The sequence below is a fragment of the Isoptericola hypogeus genome (genome assembly GCF_039531145.1).
Taxonomy (GTDB): Bacteria; Actinomycetota; Actinomycetes; order Actinomycetales; family Cellulomonadaceae; genus Isoptericola; species Isoptericola hypogeus.
In genome coordinates this window covers 1-20,792 of the sequence record NZ_BAAAPM010000011.1, presented here as the reverse complement: position 1 = coordinate 20,792, position 20,792 = coordinate 1, and the positions used below count along the sequence as shown (strand labels likewise).

Annotated in this window: 16 protein-coding genes; 3 read left to right on the top strand and 13 right to left on the bottom strand. The window is 75.9% G+C overall.

All coding sequences use genetic code 11. The features are described from left to right. Positions 1-92: 92 nt before the first annotated feature. The gene (locus ABD254_RS20845; RefSeq protein ID WP_344250829.1) at positions 93-1,082 is read left to right on the top strand and encodes an ATP-binding cassette domain-containing protein; all 990 of its coding nucleotides are present in this window, start codon (positions 93-95) and stop codon (positions 1,080-1,082) included. Then, positions 1,079-1,930 carry an ABC transporter permease gene (locus ABD254_RS20840; protein ID WP_344250828.1) on the top strand — a complete coding sequence of 284 codons (852 nt, stop codon included), beginning with the start codon at positions 1,079-1,081 and terminating at the stop codon, positions 1,928-1,930. Before ABD254_RS20845 ends, ABD254_RS20840 begins: the two co-directional genes overlap by 4 nt. Here the strand turns inward: ABD254_RS20840 and ABD254_RS20835 are convergent. The 13 genes from ABD254_RS20835 to ABD254_RS20775 all read right to left on the bottom strand — a co-directional run bounded on the left by ABD254_RS20835 (position 1,912) and on the right by ABD254_RS20775 (position 19,277). Then, the gene (locus ABD254_RS20835) at positions 1,912-5,370 is read right to left on the bottom strand and encodes an AfsR/SARP family transcriptional regulator (protein WP_344250827.1); all 3,459 of its coding nucleotides are present in this window, start codon (positions 5,368-5,370) and stop codon (positions 1,912-1,914) included. The genes ABD254_RS20840 and ABD254_RS20835 overlap by 19 nt on opposite strands. A gap of 22 nt (positions 5,371-5,392) precedes the next feature. Continuing rightward, positions 5,393-6,049, bottom strand: coding sequence for an NUDIX domain-containing protein (locus ABD254_RS20830; protein WP_344250826.1), 657 nt, complete (start codon positions 6,047-6,049; stop codon positions 5,393-5,395). Next, positions 6,046-7,731, bottom strand: a complete 1,686-nt coding sequence (gene pyrG / locus ABD254_RS20825; RefSeq protein WP_344250825.1) for a CTP synthase — start codon at positions 7,729-7,731, stop codon at positions 6,046-6,048. Before pyrG ends, ABD254_RS20830 begins: the two co-directional genes overlap by 4 nt. Before the next feature lie 155 nt (positions 7,732-7,886). After that, complete coding sequence (gene murJ / locus ABD254_RS20820) at positions 7,887-9,617, bottom strand: murein biosynthesis integral membrane protein MurJ (RefSeq protein WP_344250824.1); 1,731 nt, start codon at positions 9,615-9,617, stop codon at positions 7,887-7,889. After that, complete coding sequence (locus ABD254_RS20815; RefSeq protein WP_425553904.1) at positions 9,614-10,522, bottom strand: hypothetical protein; 909 nt, start codon at positions 10,520-10,522, stop codon at positions 9,614-9,616. Before ABD254_RS20815 ends, murJ begins: the two co-directional genes overlap by 4 nt. Further along, positions 10,519-11,550 carry a copper transporter gene (locus tag ABD254_RS20810; RefSeq protein WP_344250823.1) on the bottom strand — a complete coding sequence of 344 codons (1,032 nt, stop codon included), beginning with the start codon at positions 11,548-11,550 and terminating at the stop codon, positions 10,519-10,521. Before ABD254_RS20810 ends, ABD254_RS20815 begins: the two co-directional genes overlap by 4 nt. 85 nt (positions 11,551-11,635) lie before the next feature. Continuing rightward, complete coding sequence (steA, locus tag ABD254_RS20805) at positions 11,636-12,829, bottom strand: putative cytokinetic ring protein SteA (protein WP_425553902.1); 1,194 nt, start codon at positions 12,827-12,829, stop codon at positions 11,636-11,638. A 5-nt stretch (positions 12,830-12,834) separates the two neighbouring features. Continuing rightward, a complete protein-coding gene (recN, locus tag ABD254_RS20800; protein WP_344250821.1) occupies positions 12,835-14,616 on the bottom strand; it encodes a DNA repair protein RecN in 1,782 nt (593 codons plus the stop codon). Between the two features lies 1 nt (position 14,617). Continuing rightward, the gene (locus tag ABD254_RS20795; RefSeq protein ID WP_344250819.1) at positions 14,618-15,592 is read right to left on the bottom strand and encodes an NAD kinase; all 975 of its coding nucleotides are present in this window, start codon (positions 15,590-15,592) and stop codon (positions 14,618-14,620) included. Continuing rightward, positions 15,589-16,527, bottom strand: coding sequence for a TlyA family RNA methyltransferase (locus ABD254_RS20790; protein WP_344250817.1), 939 nt, complete (start codon positions 16,525-16,527; stop codon positions 15,589-15,591). Before ABD254_RS20790 ends, ABD254_RS20795 begins: the two co-directional genes overlap by 4 nt. Further along, on the bottom strand, positions 16,527-16,856 hold the full coding sequence (locus tag ABD254_RS20785; protein WP_344250815.1) for a hypothetical protein: 330 nt from the start codon (positions 16,854-16,856) through the stop codon (positions 16,527-16,529). The genes ABD254_RS20790 and ABD254_RS20785 overlap by 1 nt, the downstream gene beginning before the upstream one ends. Before the next feature lie 280 nt (positions 16,857-17,136). Then, complete coding sequence (locus ABD254_RS20780; protein ID WP_344250813.1) at positions 17,137-18,150, bottom strand: HAD-IIA family hydrolase; 1,014 nt, start codon at positions 18,148-18,150, stop codon at positions 17,137-17,139. Continuing rightward, entirely contained in the window at positions 18,147-19,277 is a 1,131-nt protein-coding gene (locus ABD254_RS20775) for a hypothetical protein (RefSeq protein WP_344250812.1), read from the bottom strand. Before ABD254_RS20775 ends, ABD254_RS20780 begins: the two co-directional genes overlap by 4 nt. Before the next feature lie 357 nt (positions 19,278-19,634). Here ABD254_RS20775 and ABD254_RS20770 point away from each other — a divergent pair, with 357 nt between their 5' ends. Continuing rightward, entirely contained in the window at positions 19,635-20,492 is an 858-nt protein-coding gene (locus ABD254_RS20770; protein ID WP_344250811.1) for a hypothetical protein, read from the top strand. Positions 20,493-20,792 lie beyond the last annotated feature (300 nt).

Here is a 20,792-nt window from a genome sequence, read left to right as displayed (position 1 = left end):
CCCCCTGCCCTGCGGGCGGCGTGACAGCGCCGCCTCCCCGCGTGACAGCGCGGTGACAGCCGCCTGAGATCCACCCGGCGCACGGTGGGGTCATGACCACCACCGCCATCGAGGCGCACGGCCTCGTCAAGACCTTCGGCGACAACCGCGCCGTGGACGGCGTCGACCTGTCCGTCGCCACCGGCACGGTCTACGGCGTGCTCGGGCCCAACGGGGCCGGCAAGACCACGACCATCCGCATGCTGGCGACGCTGCTGCGCCCCGACGCCGGCACCGCCACGATCTTCGGGCACGACGTCGCGCGCGAACCGTTCGTCGTGCGCCAGCTCATCGGCGTCACCGGGCAGTACGCCTCCGTCGACGAGACGCTCAGCGCCACCGAGAACCTCATGCTGTTCTGCCGGCTCAACGGGCTGCGGGGCGCGGCCGCCACCCGGCGCACGCGCGACCTGCTGGAGGAGTTCAGCCTCACCGACGCCGCGTCACGGCCGCTGAGGAACTTCTCCGGCGGCATGCGGCGGCGCCTCGACCTGGCGGCGAGCCTCATCGCGCAGCCGCCCCTGCTGTTCCTGGACGAGCCGACCACCGGCCTCGACCCCCGCACCCGCGCCCAGATGTGGGACACGATCCGGCGTCTGGTGACGACCGGCTCGACCGTGCTGCTCACGACCCAGTACCTCGACGAGGCCGACCAGCTCGCCGACCGGATCGCCGTCATCGACCGCGGCCAGGTCGTCGCGGAGGGCACGGCCGACGACCTCAAGTCGTCGGTCGGGCAGCAGTCGCTGCAGCTCACCCTCGTGCGCCCCGACGACCTGCCCGCGGCGCTCGACGCCGCCCGCGACGTGCTCGGCGTGCCCGCCACCCCGTCACCCGAGGCGCGGCGCCTCACCGTGCCCGTCGCCGACCCGGCGCGCGTCACCGACCTGCTGGTGCGCCTGCGCGAGGCCCGTGTCGACCTCGACGGGCTGTCGATGGACAAGCCGTCGCTCGACGAGGTCTTCCTGACCCTGACCGGACACACCGCGGGCGGCACGGACGACGCGGCCGCCGCCCCCGAGCTCGAGGAGATCCCCGCATGACCACCGTCACCACCGCGCCCGCGCCGGCCGGGGCGTCCACGACGCGCATCGTCCCGGCCGTCGAGCGGCGGCTCCGCAACCGCGTCGGCCTCCGCCAGGGGATCGCCGACTCCGTCGCCATGGCCCGCCGCGGCCTCGTCAAGATCCGCCGTACGCCCGAGCAGCTCATCGACGTGACCGTGCAGCCGATCATCTTCACGCTGATGTTCACGTACATCTTCGGCGGGGCGATCTCCGGCAGCGTCTCGGCCTACCTGCCGGTCATCATCCCCGGCATCCTCGTGCAGACGGTCATCACCACGTCGGCCGTCACCGGCACGCAGCTGCGTGAGGACATGGACAAGGGCGTGTTCGACCGGTTCCGGTCGCTGCCCATCGCCCGCATCGCCCCGCTCGCCGGGGCGCTCCTCGCCGACACCGTGCGCTACCTCATCGCGACGACGCTGACGATCCTCATGGGCCTGATCATGGGCTGGCGCCCGGGCGGCGGCGTGAGCGGCGTCCTGCTCGCCGGGCTGCTCGTGATCGTCTGCGCGTGGTCGCTGAGCTGGATCTTCGCGTTCCTCGGCGTCGTCGCCAGGTCCGCGTCGTCGGTCCAGGGCATCTCGTTCCTGGTCCTGTTCCCGCTGACGTTCCTGTCGAACGCGTTCGTGCCCGTCGACACGATGCCGTCGTTCCTGCAGGGCTTCGTGAACGTCAACCCCGTCTCGCACCTGGTCACGGCCGTCCGGGACCTCGCGAGCACGGGCTCCGTCACCGGCGAGGTCGGCATCGCGCTGCTCAGCTGCGCGGCCGTCGTCGCCGTCTTCGCCCCGCTGGCCGTGCGCAGCTACATGAAGAAGGCCTGAGCCGGGCCGTCCGTCCCGCGCCGCTCCGGGAGCTCCTGGTCCGCCTCGGCCGCGAGGCGGGCCAGGAGCTCGTCCGCGCGACCCACCAGCTCGTCCGGCTCGAGCGCGGCCGCCCGGCGCTCCGCCGCGGCGAGGGTCTCGGCGGCGTCCGCGCCGGACGTCGCCACCGCGTCGCGCAGCGCGGCCCGCCGCAGCGCCGGCAGGTCCTGGCGGGCACCGAGCCGGTCGGCGAGGGCGAGCAGCTCCGCCCCGTCGGCGACGCGGTCGTGCTCGCGGCCGGCGTCCGTGTCGTCGGCCCGGGCGCCGGCGAGGCACGCCCAGTACGCGACGCCGATCGACGACGTCGCCAGCACCGGCCGGTCGACGTACCCCCGGCCGCCGCCCCGCACACCCCGGCCGACCTCGGTGATGCGCCGCACGAGCCCGCCCTCGCCGTCGCCCGCCTGCACCCGACGCACGAGAGTGGCGGACGCCAGCAGGAGGAACCACGGCGCGGCGTCCCCCTCCGGCTGGCCGGTGCCGAACGACTCGACCGCCCGCGTGAGGTGCGCGAGGGCCGCGCCGCGGTCTCCCCGTGCCCACGCCAGCTCGGCCCGACCTGCCTCCACGACGGCGCCCCCCTCGGTCGCGCGCATGCCCTGCCGCCCGTCGAGGGCTGCGGCCATCGACGCCACGACGCGCTCGGCCGCCGGGAGGTCGCCGAGCGTGAGCGACGCGCTGAGCTCGATCCACTCGACCTGCCACTGCATCTCCTCGGCCCCGATCGCCCCGACGCCGTCCCGGGCGGCCGCGAGCCAGCGCAGGGCCTCGCGCGCGTCCCCGCGCTCCGCGACGAACGACGCGACGACCATCCCCGTCATCGCGACGGCGGCGTCGTCGTCGACGCGGCGCGCGACCTCGTGCGCCGCCGTCGCGAGCTCGACCGCCCGCGCGATCTCGCCGTCGTTCTCCCGCTGCTGGGCCTCGAACATGTGCGCGAGCAGCGAGGTGTACCCGTCGTCGGACCGCTGCAGGCGCGCGAGGACGCCGGCGACCTCGTCGGGCGAACCCGCCAGGACGAGGTCGGCCAGCTCGCGCGTGCGTGCCCCCACGGCGCTGCTGGTGCGCAGGAGCCGGCGCAGGCGGGCCAGCGGCCGGGCCGCGTGGCCGGGGGTCCCGAAGACGGCCGAGGCGGCGACCGCCTCGAGCGCGATCGCGGTGGCGTCCGCGTGCTCGTCGGGCACCGCCCACCCGACGAGGGAGTCGAGGACGGCGGGCACCAGCCCGAGCACGCGCTCCTCGGCACCCCGGACCGCCCAGCTGCCGAGCAGCGCGACGAACCCGTGCACGACGACGTCCCGCCGCCCCAGCTCGACGGCGCGGCGCACCGCGAACAGCAGGTTCTCCTGTTCCCGGCCGAGCTCGGCGACCGCCTCACGCTGGTCGGGCGACAGCAGGCGCGAGGCGCACCGCCGCGCCACGGTCAGCGCCCAGCCGAGCACCGCGTCGTCGGCGGCCCCCTCCTCCCGGGCGGCCGCGAGCCGCAGGAGGCCGAACTCCCGCACCGTCTCGACCATGCGGTAGCGGGCCGTCCCACCGGACTCCTCGACCCGGACGAGGGACTGGAGCACGAGCGCGTCCACGTCGTCGTCCACCTGCCACCCGGGCACGGGGACCAGCGCACGCGCCGCCTCGGCGGAGAACCCGTCCGGGAACGACGCGGCCCGTCGCCACAGGGTCTGCTGGCCGGCGGTGAGCAGGTTCCAGCTCCAGTCGAGCACCGCCTCGAGCGTGCGGTGGCGGTCGGGCACGGAGCGGTCCCGCACCCGCAGCAGCGCGAACCGCTCGTCGAGCCGGGCCTCCACCTCCGCGACGCTCAGCGTGCGCACGCGCGCCGCCGCCAGCTCGATCGCCAGCGGGAGTCCGTCGAGCCGCTCGCAGAGCCGGGCCACCGCGGCGCGGTCGAGGAGTGCGTCGGGCCGCACCGCGCGCGCACGATCGACGAACAGGCGCACGGCAGGACCGACGTCGTCACCGCCGCCGCCCGCCGGTGCGGAGCCCAGCGGCGCCGGCGCGTACGTGTGCTCCTCGTCGAGCAGGAGCGGGGTACGGCTGGTCGCGAGCACCCGGAGCCCTGGGGAGACGTCGAGCAGGGCCGCCGCCCACCGGGCCGCACCCTCGACGACGTGCTCGCAGTTGTCGAGGACCACGAGGGCGTCGGTGTCGCGCAGGCGCGCGGACACCTGGGTGGCGACGTCGCCCGCCTGCAGCCGCTCGGCGAGGCGCACGGACCCCGTGCCGGAGGAGACGCCCAGGGCGTCCGCCAGCGCCAGCACGACGTCGTCGTCGGAGCGCACGCCGACCAGCTCCACCACGACGACGAGCGGCGCGCGCTCGACGGCACGGCGCGCGACCTCCTGCGCCAGCCGCGTCTTGCCCAGGCCGCCCGGGCCGAGCACCGTCACCAGGCGCGAGCCCGCCAGCGCCTCCAGGACGGCCGCGACGTCGCCCTCGCGCCCGATCAGCGGCGTGGGGTAGCCCCGCACGCCGCGCGCCGTCCCGGGGGCGGGCGGCACGCTCCCGCCGGGCGGGGACGCCGACGGGGCCGCCGGCTCGACGGGCCGACCCGCGCCGGCCGGGGCCTGCGTCCGCGCGCCCGGCCCGTCGCGCACGGGCTCCGACGCCGCCAGGTGGTCGTACAGCGCCACCGTCGCCGGCCCCGGCTCGCTGCCGAGCTCCCGCACGAGCACCGAACGGAGTCGCGTGAAGACCCGCTGCGCCTCCGCGTGACGCCCCAGCCCGCCGAGCGCCCCCATGAGCGCGCGGGCCGCGTCCTCGTCCGTCGGGTCGGCGGCGAGGTCCGCCCCGGCCAGCTCCGCGACGACGGCGTGCTCCCCCGCCGCCTCGGCCGCGTCCCGGCGCACGCCCCGGAGCTCGTCGTGCCGGCGCTCGGCGTCGGTGCGGAGCTCGCGGGCCACGCCGGCGAGCTCTCCGGAGTCGAGGTCGTCGCCCGGCGCGCCCGTCCACAGGCCCAGGGCCGACGTGGCCGCGGCGGACGCGGCCCCCGGATCCCCCGCGACGAGCGCCCGGCGCGCGTCGGCCAGCCGGTCGCGCACGAGGTCCAGGTCGGAGGCGACCCCGAGCGCGTAGCCGGTCTCGGTCGCGCGCACGGCATCGCGTCCGGCGACCGCGCGCAGCCGTGAGACGAGGTTCGCCAGCGCGGCGCGAGGGTCGGCGGGCAGCGAGTCCCCCCACAGGCGGTCGACCAGGGTGCTCGTCGACACCCCGCGGGGGCCGGCGAGGGCGAGCAGCACGACCAGGGCCGCCGAGCGCGGACCGCGGGGCGCACGCTCCGCGCCGTCGGGGCCGGCCACACGCACCGGCCCGAGCACCCGGACGGCCGGCTCCGCGGACGTGGGGGCGTCGTCTGGACCCGGAGGCCGGTCGGGGACGGCACGCACGCCTGTGGAGCCTACCCGCAGGTCAGGACGCGCGTCGGTACGGCCAGGGCGCGTCGACCTCGCGCAGGGACGACCAGCCGCCGGCCCGGCTTGCCGCGGCCGCGAGGATGCCGACCACGGTGGACGGGTTGTGCAGGCTCCCGTCGAGCGCGAGCGCCACGGCCTCGTCCAGCGGGACCCGGCGCACCTCCATCCCGGCCTCCTCGCCCGTGCGCACGTGGCGCTCGGCCTCCGCGACCTCCCCGAGGCCGCGCGCCAGGAAGATGCGCACCGCCTCGTTGCTGCTGCCCGGCGTCGTCGCGTAGTCCGTCAGCACGGCCCAGCGCGACGCCGTGACGTCGGCCTCCTCGGCCAGCTCGCGGGCGGCGGCCTCGTCCGCCGGCTCGCCGTCGACGTCGAGCAGGCCTGCGGGGACCTCCCACATGTAGGCCCGCACGGGGTGCCGGTACTGGCGCAGCAGCAGGACGCGGTCCTCGTCGTCCAGCGCCACGACCGCGACGGCCCCGGGGTGGTCGACGTACTCGCGGGTGACGACGCCGGCCTCGCCGAGGTCGATCTCCTCGCGCACCAGGTCGATGACCCGCCCCTGGTGCAGCCGCTCGTGCCGCAGCACCGGCCGCGGGTCGATCTCGTCGACCGTCACGGCCGTCGCGCCCTGCGGGGCTCGTGCGCCCGTCACGCCTGCGCGCCCTGACGCTCGAGCGCCGCCGCGACCAGGCCCGAGAAGAGGGGGTGCGAACGGGTCGGGCGGGACTTGAACTCCGGGTGCGCCTGGGTGCTCACGTAGTACGGGTGGACGTCCGCCGGAAGCTCGACGAACTCGACCAGCGTGGCGTCGGGCGACGTCCCGGAGAACACGAGGCCCTCGGACTCGAGCTGCTCGCGGTAGGTGTTGTTCACCTCGTACCGGTGCCGGTGCCGCTCCGAGACCCGCTCGCTGCCGTAGGACTTCGCCACGACCGAGCCGGCGGCCAGGTGCGCGTCGTAGGCGCCGAGGCGCATCGTGCCGCCCATGTCTCCGTCGCCGCCGACGATGGCGAGCTGCTCGGCCATCGTGGCGATGACGGGATGGGTGCTGTCCGGGTCGAACTCGGTCGACGATGCGTCAGCCAGGCCGAGGACGTTGCGGGCGTACTCGATGACCATCGACTGCAGGCCCAGGCAGATGCCGAGGGTCGGCACGAGGTTCTCCCGCGCCCAGCGCAGCGCGCCGATCTTGCCGTCGATGCCGCGCACGCCGAAGCCGCCCGGCACCAGCACCGCGTCCACGCCCTCGAGCGACGCCTCCGCGCCCTCCGGGGTCTGGCAGTCGTCGGCCGCGACCCAGCGGATGCCGACCTTGGCGTCGTTGTCGAAGCCGCCGGCGCGCAGCGCCTCGGTGACCGACAGGTAGGCGTCGGGCAGGTCGATGTACTTGCCGACGAGCGCGATCTCGACGTTGTGCTCGGGCTCGTGCACCCGCTCCAGCAGGCGGTTCCAGCCGTCCCAGTCGACGTCGTGGAACGGCAGGTCCAGGCGGCGCACGACGTACGCGTCCAGGCCCTCGGAGTGGATGACCCGCGGGATGTCGTAGATGCTCGGCGCGTCGGCGCAGTTGATCACGGCCTCGTTGTCGACGTCGCACATCAGTGCGATCTTGCGCTTGATGCCCTCCGGCACCGTGCGGTCGGAGCGGAGCACGATCGCGTCCGGCTGGATGCCGATCGAACGCAGCGCGGCGACGGAGTGCTGGGTCGGCTTGGTCTTCAGCTCCCCCGACGGGCCGATGTACGGCACGAGGGAGACGTGCAGGAAGAAGCAGTCGTCGCGGCCCAGCTCGTGGCGCACCTGGCGCGCCGCCTCGAGGAACGGCTGCGACTCGATGTCGCCGACGGTGCCGCCGATCTCGGTGATGATGACATCGACGTCGGTGCCGGCCTGGTCGCGCATGCGCGACTTGATCTCGTCCGTGATGTGCGGGATGACCTGCACGGTGTCGCCGAGGTACTCGCCGCGGCGCTCCTTGGCGATGACGCGGGAGTAGACCTGGCCGGTGGTGACGTTCGAGGAGGCCGGGAGCTCGACGTCGAGGAACCGCTCGTAGTGGCCGATGTCGAGGTCGGTCTCGGCGCCGTCCTCGGTGACGAACACCTCGCCGTGCTGGAACGGGTTCATCGTGCCCGGGTCCACGTTGAGATAGGGGTCGAGCTTCTGCATCGTGACCCGCAGGCCACGCGAGCGCAGCAGGCGCCCGAGCGAGGAGGCCGTGAGGCCCTTACCGAGCGAGGAGGCCACACCGCCCGTCACGAAGATGTGCCGAGTCTGGTGCGTAGCACCGGAACGGCTGGTGGATCGGGGCTGGAGTCGATTGGTGTCGGCCACGGAACTCCATCCTAATCCAGGTATCCGGTGCTGACGCTGTGGGTCGCCGCACACCGGGTGTCCCCGTCAGTGTGCGCCGCGCGTCCCCGCCCCGCCCCCGCAGGATCCCGCCGTTCGGCGGCCGGCCGGCAGGCGCGCACGTGCGGACCGGCCGCTCAGCCCCGGCGTGTCGCGCCGGGGCGCAGCCGCCGGGCCAGCCCGCCCGCGCGGGACCGCAGCCTCGGGTCGGCGAGCACCCCGACGACGAGCACGACGACGGCCGCGACCAGCCCCGCGAGCAGACCGAGCCCGACGTCCGCGGCGAGGGCCCCCGCGTCGAGCGGGACCTCCGGCTCGCCCGGCACGGTGCGGTCGGGCGCGGGCACGAGGAGGCGGCCGGCGACGGCACCCGCCGCGACGCCCGCCGCCAGCAGGGCCAGCGTCCGCGGCACGCCGACCACGGCCCGGTCGCCCACGTGCCGCCGCACGGCCAGCAGGAGGCCGAGGCCGGCCACGAGCATGCCCGCCGTGTTCGCCGCCCCGATGCCCGCGAGCGCCTGCTGCGGCGTCACCTGCTGCCCGGCCGGCGACCCGACGATCGCGGGCAGCAGGACCGGGAGGAGGGCCGTGAGCGCCGCCGCTACCCCCCACCCGGACGCCGTCGCGACGACCGCAGCCCGGCCCCGGTCGACCGAGTACAGGGCCCGGGACAGGTGCAGGATGAGCGCGTAGCCCACGAGGCCGGGCGCCATCCAGGTCAGGCCGGCCGCCATGCCGGGGGCGTCTCCCCCGGTCACCACGAGGTCGAAGACGTTCTCGACGAGAGGGGCCGCCGCGAGCAGGGCAGCGACGCCCGCCCCGAGGACGAGCAGGAGCGTGCGCGTCGTCGACGCGACGAGGTCGCCGAGAGGGCCCAGCCGGCGTGCCGCGCCGTGCTCCGCGAACCGCGGGAACGCGCTCGTCGCGATCGGGAAGGCGAGGACCGCGAACGGCAGCAGGTACACCTGCTGCACGTAGAGGAACACCGTCCACGTGGTGTCCCCGCCCAGCGGATGGGAGACCAGCATCACGACGAGCAGCGCGAGCTGCTGGGCGACGAGCGCCCCCACCCCCGCGAACGCCAGGCGAGCGGCGCGTGAGCCGTCGCCGGGGCGGAAACGCAGCGTGGGGCGCAGGCGGATCCCCGTGCGGTGCACGGGCAGCAGCAGGGGGACGACGAGGAACGCGACGCCGGCGGTCATCCCCCACGCGAGCCAGACCAGAGCCGACTGCGACAGCGCAGCGACGTCGCGCTGGTTCCCGTCGGCGAGGGCACCGAACACCGCGTACACGACGATGACGACGACGCTCGACACGAGCGGGGCGAACGCCGGCCAGAAGAACCGCTTGTGCGACTGAAGGACGCCGCCGAGCACGACCGCCAGGCCGTACAGCGGCACCTGGAGCGCGAACACCCGGAGGAACGACGTGGCGACGGCCACGTCGTCCGGGTCGTCCAAGGGGAGGACGTCGATGACCGGGCCGGCCAGCAGCGCGACGAGCGCGCCGAGCGGCACGAGGACGACCAGCGTCCAGCCCAGCAGGGCCGACGCCGTCCGGGACGCGGCGGCGCGAGCCTCGGCCTCCTCCTGGGGCGACCCCGCGCCGCCGGCCCGCGTGAGGTAGCCCGAGAGCAGCGGCACCACCGCGCCGGCGAGGGCGCCGCCGGCGGCCACCTCGAACAGCATGTTGGGCAGCTGGTTGGCCATGTTGAAGGGCTGGTCCACGCCCCCCGTGCCGAGGAAGTGCCCCTGCGCGAGCCAGCGGCCGAAGCCCACGACGCGGCTCGCCAGCGTCACGACGGTGATGAGCACCGCCGCGCCGGCGAGCGTCTGGCCGGCGCGCGCCCGGCCGGCCGGCGAGGTCAAGCCGGCGCGCCCTCGTCCGCCGGCCCCGCGGCCGTGGCCTTCGCCCCGGGCTCCGCCGGCCGGCGGCCGAGCCGGTCGAGGCGGTGCAGCCACGGCGTTCGGTCGATCACGGCCGAGAAGCTGACCCGCTCGGAGGCGAGCGTGAGGCCCACGACGGCGCCGAGCGCGAGCACCCGGGCGCCGCGGGGGGCCCCGAAGGCCCACTGCGCCCCGACCAGGGCGCCGAGCGCGTTCGCGCCGCCGTCGCCCAGCATGTCCCGCTCGGCGAGGTCGCCCGGGGCGGCCAGGGCCGCGGCCCCGGCGACGGCACCCGCGGCGGCGGACCCGCCTACGCTGCCGGCCGCGGGCGGCGCGCTCAGCGCGACGGCCGCCTTGAGGGCCCGGCCCGGACGCAGGTCGAGCAGGTTGAGCAGGTTCGCCGTCCCGGCCACGAGCGCCCCGTTGACGACGACGTCGGTCGCGTGGCCGAGCACGCCCCCCGTACGACGGGTGCCGACGGCGGCCGCGAGCATCGACGTCGCCCCGATGCCGAGGACCTTGAGGCCGCCCGTCGTGAGGCGTCCCTCGGCCAGCGCGCCCAGGTGGCCGCGCAGGCCCTTCGTGCGCGTGCTCGTGTCCTCCGCGAGGTCGTCGACGAGACCGAAGGCCCCCGCTCCGGCTGTCGCGAGCGCCACGGCGCCGCGCGTGCGGGGCTCGCCGCCGGCGAGCGCCCCGGCGACCAGGCCGGCCGCGACCGCCGGTCCCTCGAGCATGCTGACCGGCTCGCCGCGGTGGTTGGTGCGCGTCCACCGGGCCGCCCCGCCGGGCGGGTCGGTCTCGAGCAGCCGCCGGGCCGTCGTCGTGACGACCGCCGCGACCAGGCCCGCGCGCAGCAGGGCCCCGCCGCGGGAACCGCGCGCGGTCACTTGCCCTGCCCCTCGCCCGTGCCCGACGCCGCGTCCGAGCCGCCGGGCGCGCCGGCCTCGGGCGGCAGCACGGTGGCGCCCTCCTCGAAGCCGTACTGGTCCACGGTGCCGGACTGCTGCGCGGCGACGGCCAGGGGCACGACGATCTGCCCGGTGACCTGCTCGATGCCGCTGACCGTCGTCACCGTGTCCACGAGCTCGTCGTCCGCCCGGACGGACGAGACCAGGTCGCCCTCCTGCGTCGTCGGTCCCGCGACGACGGCCGGAGCGAGCTCGGCGGCGGTGCCGGCGAGGGTCGTGAGGGCGCCGATGCCGGTGGTCGCCGGGTCGGCGTCCTGCGTCTCGGCGTCGTCCGCCCCCTTGTCGCCGCCGGAGAGCAGGAGGATCGCGTCCGCCGGGGCCTCCGGGGCGGTCTCGACGTCGACCAGCCCGAACTGTTCGAGCAGCCCCTGCAGGGTCTCCGCCTCGGCGCTGCGTGCCGACGGGTCGGTCGGGTCGGCGTCGGTGAGCGCCACCGTGAGCGCGGCGCCGAGCAGCTCCGGCGTGGTCGACTCCTCGGTGATGACGTCGCCCTCCGCGTCGTCGCCCTCGAGGTCGTCGAGCCGGTCCCGCAGGCCGCCGGCGACGGTGTCCCGCAGCGTCGCGTCGTCGGCCGACGTCCACGCCGCCGTGAGCGACTCGTGCGCCACCACCCGCGCGCCGGCCTCCTCGAGCTGGTCGAGGACGCCCTGCTCGGTGCTGTCGCTCACCTCGTCGACGTCGACCACCGCCACCCGCTGGCCCGCCAGGGACCCCGAGACGAGCTGCTGCCCGGCGGCCTCGACGAACTCGCGCTGCTCGCCGGCCTCGGTCTGGGCCTCGTCGAGCTCTTCACGCAGCGTGTTGCGCTCGTCCCGCAGGGTCGCCACCTGGTCGGTGAGCTGGTCGCCGATGGCACCCTGCAGGGGCCCGGCGCCCAGGATGACGCCGACCGCCAGGGCGAGGAAGACGGAGATCAGCGAGACGAGGTGGTACCGGAAGTCGATCACGTCGGGAGGAGTTCCTTGGTCGGGACGGAGGTCGGACGGTGCGTTCAGGGCGGACGCGCACCTCGGGGCGCGCGTCACGGGTCGGTCAGCCGCCGAACAGGCTACCCACCCAGGAGACGACGTCGTCGATCCTGGCACCGACGAGACCGAAGAGCGTCTGGCCCGCGGAGGTGGACCACAACGCGGCGAGCACGGCGGCGATCCCCGCGAGCGACAGCAGGGTGAGCTGCAGGTTCGAGATGCGCGTGCGGTACAGGCGGGACACGCCCTTGGCGTCCACGAGCTTGCCCCCCACCCGGAGCCGGGTGAGGAACGTGCTGGCCATGCCCGCGCGGCCCTTGTCGAGGAATTCCACGAGGGTCGCGTGGGTCCCCACGGCGACGATCAGCTCCGCCCCCTTGTCGTCGGCGAGCAGCATCGCGATGTCCTCGCTGGTGCCCGTCGCCGGGAACACCACCGGGTCGACGCCGAGGGCGCGCACGCGCTCGAGGCCGGGCGCGTTGCCGTCGCGGTAGGCGTGCACGACGATCTCGGCCCCCGACGACAGGGCCCGGTCGGAGACCGAGTCCATGTCGCCCACGATCATGTCGGGCTTCCAGCCGGCGTCGATGATCGCGTCGGCGCCGCCGTCGACGCCGACGAGGACCGGGCGGTTCTCCTTGATGTAGGAGCGCAGCATCGCGAGGTCCTCGCGGTAGTGGTAGCCGCGCACCACGATGAGCACGTGCCGGCCGTCGAACTCCGTGCGCACGTCGGGGACACCGACGCCGTCGAGCAGGAGGTCCCGCTCCTTGCGCAGGTACGTCATCGTGTTCTCGGCGAAGTTCTCGATCTCCTCCGAGAGCCCCTCGCGCGCGGCCGCCATGTCGGCCGCCACCGTCGCGGCGGACTGCCGGGTGCCCTCGGCGACGGTCGAGGAGTCGGCGAGCACCCGTCCGCCCTCGATCACGACCGTCCCGCCCTCGGGCAGCGACATCACGCCGGGGCCAAGGTCGTCCACGAGCGTGATCCCCGCCTCGACCAGGATCCCGGGCCCGGCGTTGGGATAGCGGCCGGACGTCGACCGTGCCGCGTTGAGCACGGCGGCGGGGGCTGCGGCCACGAGGGCGTCCGCGGCCACCCGGTCGATGTCGACGTGGTCGATGACCGCGACGTCGCCGGGCCGCAGGCGCTTGGTGAGGTCCTTGGTGCGCGAGCCGACGCGGGCAGGACCCTGCACCTCGGGCAGGTCGGCACCGGGCTCGGACGCGCGGGCAGGCTTGCGCAGGATCATCTTCATCGCGCCTATCGTCCCACGGTGGAGGACTCCAGGAGCTCGACGGCGTGCTGCCGGGCGGTGGCCGACTCGTCCTGGCCCGAGAGCATCCGGGCGAGCTCGCGGACGCGGTCGGCGTCCGTGACCTGCCGCACACCCGTCACCGTGACCCCGCCGTCGGCCTCGCCGTCCGCCCCTCCGTCGTCGCCAGGCCGGGTCTTCGTCACCACCAGGTGCGCGTCGCCGAACGCCGCGACCTGGGCCAGGTGCGTCACGACGACGACCTGCGTGCGGCGCGCGAGCGTCGCCAGCCGCCGCCCGACCTCGACGGCCGCCTTGCCGCCCACCCCCGCGTCCACCTCGTCGAAGACGAACGTCGGCAGCGGGCCGCGCCCCGCGCCACCCGTCGCGCCGTCGTGGTCCGCGTCCGCCGCGTCGGCGCGGGCCGTGGCGAGCGCCACCTCGACGGCGAGCATCACGCGCGACAGCTCGCCGCCCGACGCGCCCTTGCCCAGCGGCCGGGCGGGCGCCCCGGGGTGCGGCTCGAGCAGGAACGTCACCTGGTCGGCGCCCCAGGGTCCGGGCTCCGCGGCGGGCGCGACGTCGACCACGAGGCGGGCACCGCGCATCGCCAGCCCGGCCAGCTCGTCGGTGACCGACGCGGCGAGCACCTCGGCCGCCTCGGCCCGGCCGCGGGTGAGGCGGGCCGCCTCCTCGCCGAGCTGTGCGTCGAGCTCGGCGGTGCGCTCCCGCATGGACGCGAGCCGCTCCCCGCCGTCGTCCAGGTCCAGGAGGCGCAGCCCGGCGTCGCTCGCCCAGGCGAGCACGTCGTCGATCGACTCGCCGTAGCTGCGCGTCAGCGCGTTCAGCTCGGCGATCCGCCCGTGCGCGGTCTCCAGCCCCGCGGGGTCGGCCTGCAGGCCGTCGACGTACGACGCCAGCTCGGTGGCCACGTCGGCGAGCAGGTAGCCCACCTCCGCGAGCCGCGTGGCGTGCCCGCCGAGGGCGGGGTCATCCCCGGCCGCCTGCTCGAGCGCGCGGCGCGCCCGCTCCACGGCGTCGACGGCGCTGCCCTCGGTCTCCACGTCGTCGCCCGCGACGGCGTCGTGCGCCTGCTGGGCGGCGAGCCGCAGCGACTCGGCGTTGCCGAGGCGCGCCACCAGGGCAGCGAGCTCGGTGTCCTCGCCGGGCTGCGGGTCCACCCGCTCCACCTCGGCCAGGCCGAGGCGTAGCAGCTCCGCCTCGCGGGCGCGCTCCGCGGTCCGCGCGGTGAGGTCGTCGATCTCGGCCTGCAGCCCCGCACGCTCGGCCCACGCCGCGCGGTAGGACTCGAGACGGCCCAGGTGAGCCGTGCCCGCGAACGTGTCGAGCGCGTCGCGCTGCTTCGCGGGCGTGCGCAGGCGGAGCTGGTCGGCCTGGCCGTGCACCGTGACGAGCTCGTCCGCGATCTCGGCGAGCACGCCCTGCGGGACGCTCCGCCCGCCCAGGTGCGCCCGCGAGCGCCCGCCCGCGGCCACGGTGCGCAGCACGACGACGGTGCCGTCGTCGTCGACCTCGCCGCCCGCCTCGTCGACCCGCCGGGCCACCTCCGGACGGCCCGCGACCCGGACCCGCCCCTCGACGGCGGCGCTCGCCGCACCCGGGCGCACCGCGCCGGCGTCGGCCTTCCCGCCCATGAGCAGCCCGAGCCCGGTGAGCACCATCGTCTTGCCGGCGCCCGTCTCGCCCGTGATGACGGTCAGGCCGTCGGCCAGCGGCACCCGGGCGGCCTCGATGACGCCCAGGTTCTCGATCGCGATCTCCTCGAGCACCTCACTCCTCCTTCTCGTGCTCGGTCCCCTGCTCCGGCCCCTGGGGTGCCGGAGCCTGCCGGACCGGCCCCTGCTGCTCCGGCCGCTTGGCCGCCAGCTCGCGCCACCCCACCACGGGGAGCGAGAACTTCGACACCAGGCGGTCGGTGAACGGCGCGGGCGACAGCCTGGCGAACCGCAGCGGGAGCGCCCCGCGCCGCACCTCCACCTGCGAGCCGACCGGCAGGTCGATGCGACGGCGCCCGTCGCAGGTCAGCACCCCGCCGACGGGGCTGCGCTCCAGCACCTTGACCGTGTAGGTCGAACGCGGGCCGATCACCAGCGGCCGCGCGAACAGCGCGTGCGCCGACAGCGGCACGAGCAGCACCCCGTCGACCTCCGGCCACATGACCGGGCCGCCGGCTGAGAACGCGTGGGCGGTCGAGCCCGTGGCCGTGGAGACCACGACCCCGTCGCACCCGAACGAGGACAGCGGCCGGCCGTCGACCGCGATCCCCACCTCGATCATGCGCTCGCGGCGCGCCTTCTCCACCGTCGCCTCGTTGAGCGCCCATCCGGTCATCGGCTCGGCCTCGCCGGGCAGGTGGACGCGCACGTCGACGACCGCCCGCTCCTCCACCGCGTAGTCTCGCGCCGCCAGGCGCCGGACGGCGTGCCGCAGGTCATCCCGCTCGCTCTCCGCCAGGAAGCCCACGTGGCCGAGGTTCACGCCCAGCAGCGGGACGCCGGTGCCGTGCGTCAGCTCGGCGGCGCGCAGGATGGTGCCGTCGCCGCCGAGCACCATCACCACCTCGGACTCCGTCACGCCCTCGCGCGCACGGGCCGCGGCCATGTGGTCGCCGAAGGACTCCGCGAGGTCGTCGTCGTGCAGCGCCACCTCGAACCCGGCGGTGGTGAGTTCGCGGACCGCCTCGGACAGCGCGGCGACGGCCTCCGGCCGGCCGCCGTGGGTGACGATGAGGACTCGACGGCTCACGGTGCTCCTCCGATCGGCACGACAGGCGGGAGCGCCGCCCGGACGGGCGACGCGGGCGACAGGTCCTCCGACGGGTCTCGGGGGGCGGACGGCGACCACGCCACCGCCGCGCGCACCGCCCGTTCCGCGGCGGTCTCGCCGACCGGTCCGACACCGTGCTCCGGCTCCCTGGCGGGGCGGAACCAGCAGAAGTACTCGCGGTTCCCGCTGGGGCCGGGCACCGGGCTCGGCACCACCGCCAGCGCCCGCAGGCCGCGCTCTGCCGCGGCGCGCACGACGGAGACGACGGCCTCGACGTGCAGCTCCGGGTCGCGCACGACCCCGCCCGCGCCGAGCCGCTCCCGCCCGACCTCGAACTGCGGCTTGACCAGCAGCAGCGCGTGGGCCGTCGGCGCGAGCACCGTCGAGAGCGGCCCCAGCGCCAGCGCCAGGGAGATGAAGGACAGGTCGCCGACGACGACCTCGGGACGCGCCACGAGGTCGTCCGTCGTCAGGTCGCGCACGTTGAAGCCCTCGACGACGGTGACCCGCGGGTCGTCGCGCAGCCGGGGCACGAGCTGCCCGTGCCCGACGTCCAGCGCGACGACGTGCGACGCCCCCCGGCGCAGGAGCACGTCGGTGAATCCCCCGGTCGACGCTCCGAGGTCGAGGCAACGCGAACCGGCCAGCGCGTCGGTCAGCGCGCGCCCCCGGGCGTCGGCGGCGAGCGCGTCCAACGCGCCGGCGAGCTTGCCGCCCGCCCGCGAGGCGTAGCCCGGGTCCGCGGGGTCCGCCGTGACGACGAGCGCGGCCGTGGGCTCGACCGGGGTGGACGGCTTCGCCACGGTCCGTCCGGCGACGCTCACCCGGCCTGCGGCGACCAGCTCGGCGGCATGCCGCCGGGAGCGGGCCAGGCCGCGGCGGACGAGCTCGGCGTCCGTGCGCGCGTCGGGCATCAGGCTCCCGCCCTCGGCGAGCCGTCGGGCCGCGGGCCGGGCGGCGTCGCGCCGACGGGACCGGGCTGGTGATCGTGGTCACGGTCGACGTCCGCGCCGGGCTCGGGGTCGACGTCGGGGCGGCGTACGGCCTCGGCATCGGGCTCGACGGCGGATCGATCCCGGCCGTCCAGTCGGTCGCGCAGCGCGTCGTGGACCGCGATGAACCGTGCGACGTGATCCTCGAGAGGGAGGTCGTCGAGCCCTTCGAGCCCCGCGAGGGCGTCGGCCTGCGCGGTCGGCACCGGCTCGTCCAGGTCGCTCCCGCGCGCCTGGTCGTCCTGCGTCATCGTCCCTCCTCGCTGGGTCTCGCCCAGTACGTCGGCGTGCCGGTCCTCGGGCGACGGGTCCCGGCGGCCCGCTCCGGCGACCGGCACCACGGCCGCGCCGACGCCGGGCGACGGGCTCCGGCACCGAGACCGCACCGCGTGGTCCCGCGGCCGGGGCCCACGCTACCTGCAACGCCCCACGCTGCTGTGCACCCACGCACAGGGCGTCGAGGCGGGTCCGGACGGCCGTCGCCCGACCCCGCGCACCCCGGTCGGATTCCGTCCCACGCGGGGTCGCGGCTCAGGCCTCGAGCGTCGGAACGCTCTCGACGTCCAGCGGCCGCCCGCCGTCCACGGCGTCCCAGGCCGCCGCGCAGGCCGCGCGCACGGCGTCGATCCCGTGCGGACCGCCGCGGTCCAGCTCGAGCCGGCCCTCGACCACGCGCGCGCCGCGCCTGCCACACTCCCACCAGCCGTCGGCGGCAGAGACCGGCACCGGGTGAGCCTCGAGGAGCGCGCGCAGGTCCGCGCCGACGAAGTCGGGCCGCAGCCCTGGCGGGGCCAGCACGGCGTCGCGCGCCGACGACACCCCCGTCAGCACGTGCAGCCCCGGGATCCCTCCCGCCCTCGCACCCGCCAGGTCCGTGTCGAGCCGGTCCCCCACGACCAGCGGACGCGCGGCGCCGGCGCGCTCCACGGCGAGCCGGTACATCGTGGGCGACGGCTTGCCCGCGCTGTCGGGCCGGACCCCCGTCGCCGCCGACACCGCGCCCACGAGCGCGCCGTTGCCGGGAGCGAAGCCGCGCGCGGTGGGCAGCGACAGGTCGAGGTTGCTGGCCACGTGCCACGCCCCGCCTGCGACGGCGTACGCCGCCTCCGCAAGGTCGGACCATGCGAGCCCCGGGGTGAACCCCTGCGCCACCGCGTCGGGCTTGTCGTCGGCCGAGCGCACCACGACAAGGCCCGCCGCCTCCACGGCGGTGACGAGTCCGACACCACCCACGACGAGCACCCGGCTCCCTGGGTCGAGCCGGGTGCGCAGCAGCGCCGCGCACGCCTGCGCGGCCGTCATGACCTCGTCCGCACGCGTCGGGATGTCGAGGCCGGTCAGCTGCTCGGCGACCTCCCCCGGCTCGCGCGAGGCGTTGTTCGTCACGAAGACGAGCCGCATCCCGCCGTCCCTGGCCGCGGCCAGGCTCGACGCCGCGTGAGGGATGGGGAGGTGGCCCCGGTAGGCGACGCCGTCGAGATCCACCAGGGCCAGGTCGTGCGCCGCGGCCAGCGGCGCGTCGCTGGCCTGCAGCGTCGCCGTCACGCGCGCTCCTCCGCGCCGCCCGTCTCCGGTGCGTCCGTGTCGCGGGCGGTGTCCAGGGCGTCCTCTCGCTCCTCGTCATCGGCCTCGTGCCCGGCGCCGGTGCCAACCGGCGCGTCGCCGTCGGCAGGGAGGTCCGCTGCGCCGTCGCCGGTCGCCCTCTCGTCGTCTGACTCGTCGGCGGCATCCACGCCCGTCACCTCGTCGTCCGACTCGTCGGTGGCATCCACGCCCGTCACCTCGTCGTCCGACTCGTCGGTGGCATCCACGCCCGTCACCTCGCCGTCCGACTCGTCGGTGGCATCCACGCCCGTCACCTCGCCGTCCGACTCGTCGGTGGCATCCACGCCCGTCACCTCGCCGTCCGACTCGTCGGTGGCATCCACGCCCGTCACCTCGCCGTCCGACTCGTCGACGTCGTCCGCTCCAGCCCCGTCGTCGACCGCACCGTCGTCGGTCACCTCGGCGTCGTCCTCGTCCGCCGCCTCGTCGTAGACGTCGTAGACCACGACGTCGTCGTCTTCCGGCAGGACGCCGGAGACCCGCTCAAGCGCGTCGGGGGCGACACCGGCGAGCACGGCTTCGGCCTCGTCCGCACGGCCAGCCGCCTCAAGCGCGACGGCGCGCGCCTGGAGCACTCGCAGGCCGAGATCACCCTGCCGCTCCGCGGCGGGGATCCGGTCCAGCACCGCGATCGCGGCGTCGTGCTCGCCGAGGTCCGACCGGGCACCGCTGGCGACGATGGCGAGCTCGGTGCGCCCCTCGGCGTCGAGCGTTCCCGCCTCCTCGCTGCTCGCGAGCGCGAGCGCGCGCTCCGGGCGGCCGAGGCCGCGCTCGGCGTCGGCCATGATCGGAAGGTGCTCGGACGACCCGTTGAGCCGCCGCACGGTGCGGAGCTCGCGCAATGCGTCCGCGAACCGGCCGGTGCGGTACGCCGCGATCCCGGCGGCCTCCCGCACCACGTCGATCCGCCCGCCCCGGCGGACAGCCGCCTGGGCGTGCTCGTACGCGCGCTCCGGGTCGACGTCAAGCAGACGACCCGCCATCACGAGGTGCAGGCCCACCCGCTCCGCGTTGTCCTTCGTCAGCCCGCGCAGCCGTGCCCGCGCCTCGCGGCTGAGCTGGCCCATCGTGGCATCCTCGGCGATCTCCGGCTCGGCCACCCGCGGACGACGCTCGTCGGTGCTCTCCCCCGCCGTCGTCCCGGCGCGCGGCTCGCCTCGGTGCGAGGCCGCGCCACGACCGTGCGGCGCGGCGCTCCGGCCAGGCCCACGGTCGTCGCGCCCCGGGCCGTCCGAACGCCTGGGTCCTCCTGCACGCGCCGCGGGCGACCGGTCGTCCCCGCCGCTGCGGCCGTAGCGATCCGAACGCTCGCGATCGGGACGGCCCCGGTCATGCGAAGGGCGACGGTCATCGCGTGCAGACCGGTCGTCACGTGCCGGACGGCGGGTCTCGTTGTCGGCGCGGGGCGTCCGACGGTCGTCGCGGTGACCGCCACGCTCGTCACGCTGACCACCGCGGTCCTCACGCTGACCACCGCGGTACCCACCACGGTCCTCACGCTGACCACCGCGGTACCCACCACGGTCCTCACGCTGACCGCCACGCTCGTCACGCTGACCACCGCGGTACCCACCACGGTCCTCACGCTGACCACCGCGGTACCCACCACGGTCCTCACGCTGACCGCCACGCTCGTCACGCTGACCACCGCGGTCCTCACGCTGACCACCGCGGTACCCACCACGGTCCTCACGCTGACCACCGCGGTACCCACCACGGTCCTCACCCTGACCGCCGCGGTACCCACGACGATCGTCACGATCGGAACGCGCAGCTCCCGCCCCGCCCGCATATCCGTCGCGCCGCTGCGGACCGTCTCGGCGATCGTTGCGGCGGCTGCCCTCCGAGTACCCGCGGTCACCGCGCGGCTGCGCGCCACGGTCTCCCGACGACTCGCTCCGGCCGCCACGCTGCTGCGGACGGTCCCGGCGGTCCCCGGAGTAGTCACCGCGGGCCGGCGAGCGGGTCGGCCGGTCGGAGCCGCCCGAGCCGCGGGAACCGCCCGTCGGGCCACCGCTGGTCGATGGACGCGCGCGACGCTCTCCACCATCGTCGCGGCGACGTCCGTTGTCACCGTCACGACGAGTGCGCGACGCACCGCCCGACGTCCGGTCCCCGCGCGCGGATCCCTCGCTCCGGCGCGACGGCCTATCGCCCGACCCCTTGGTGCCCCTGTCCTCGGGCGATGCGTTCACGGTGGTTCCTCTCGATGCCGACACTGCCCGATATTCTCCCACGTCACGCCCGTCGTCATCGGGTCGCGACGGCTCCGCGCGCTGTGAGAGCAAGCACCTCGCCGCACGCCCGAGAACCGAGGCAGGCCGAGGAATGACCATGGCGGCCCCGTACCGAAAGCGCAGCGTTACGACCGCGGCAGCACAGTTGCCCGGCTCACAGCGACACCTGTCGATGACTCGGCGCGCATGAGGCGCGTGTGGTGCCGGGGGTGTGGGGCTGCGTGTTTTTGGGTATGCGAAAGGCCCACCCCGGTGTGGGGTGGGCCTTTCGTGATGGGTGTCCGGCGGCGTCCTACTCTCCCACCCCCTCTCGAGGGCAGTACCATCGGCGCTGGAGGGCTAAGC

Coding starts and splice junctions, on each gene's coding strand:
- steA (WP_425553902.1), bottom strand. CDS start 12,829: ATGAAGATGATCCTGCGCAAGCCTGCCCGCGCGTCCGAGCCCGGTGCC.
- ABD254_RS20790 (WP_344250817.1), bottom strand. CDS start 16,527: ATGCCCGACGCGCGCACGGACGCCGAGCTCGTCCGCCGCGGCCTGGCC.
- ABD254_RS20785 (WP_344250815.1), bottom strand. CDS start 16,856: ATGACGCAGGACGACCAGGCGCGCGGGAGCGACCTGGACGAGCCGGTG.
- ABD254_RS20775 (WP_344250812.1), bottom strand. CDS start 19,277: ATGGGCCAGCTCAGCCGCGAGGCGCGGGCACGGCTGCGCGGGCTGACG.
- ABD254_RS20845 (WP_344250829.1), top strand. CDS start 93: ATGACCACCACCGCCATCGAGGCGCACGGCCTCGTCAAGACCTTCGGC.
- ABD254_RS20840 (WP_344250828.1), top strand. CDS start 1,079: ATGACCACCGTCACCACCGCGCCCGCGCCGGCCGGGGCGTCCACGACG.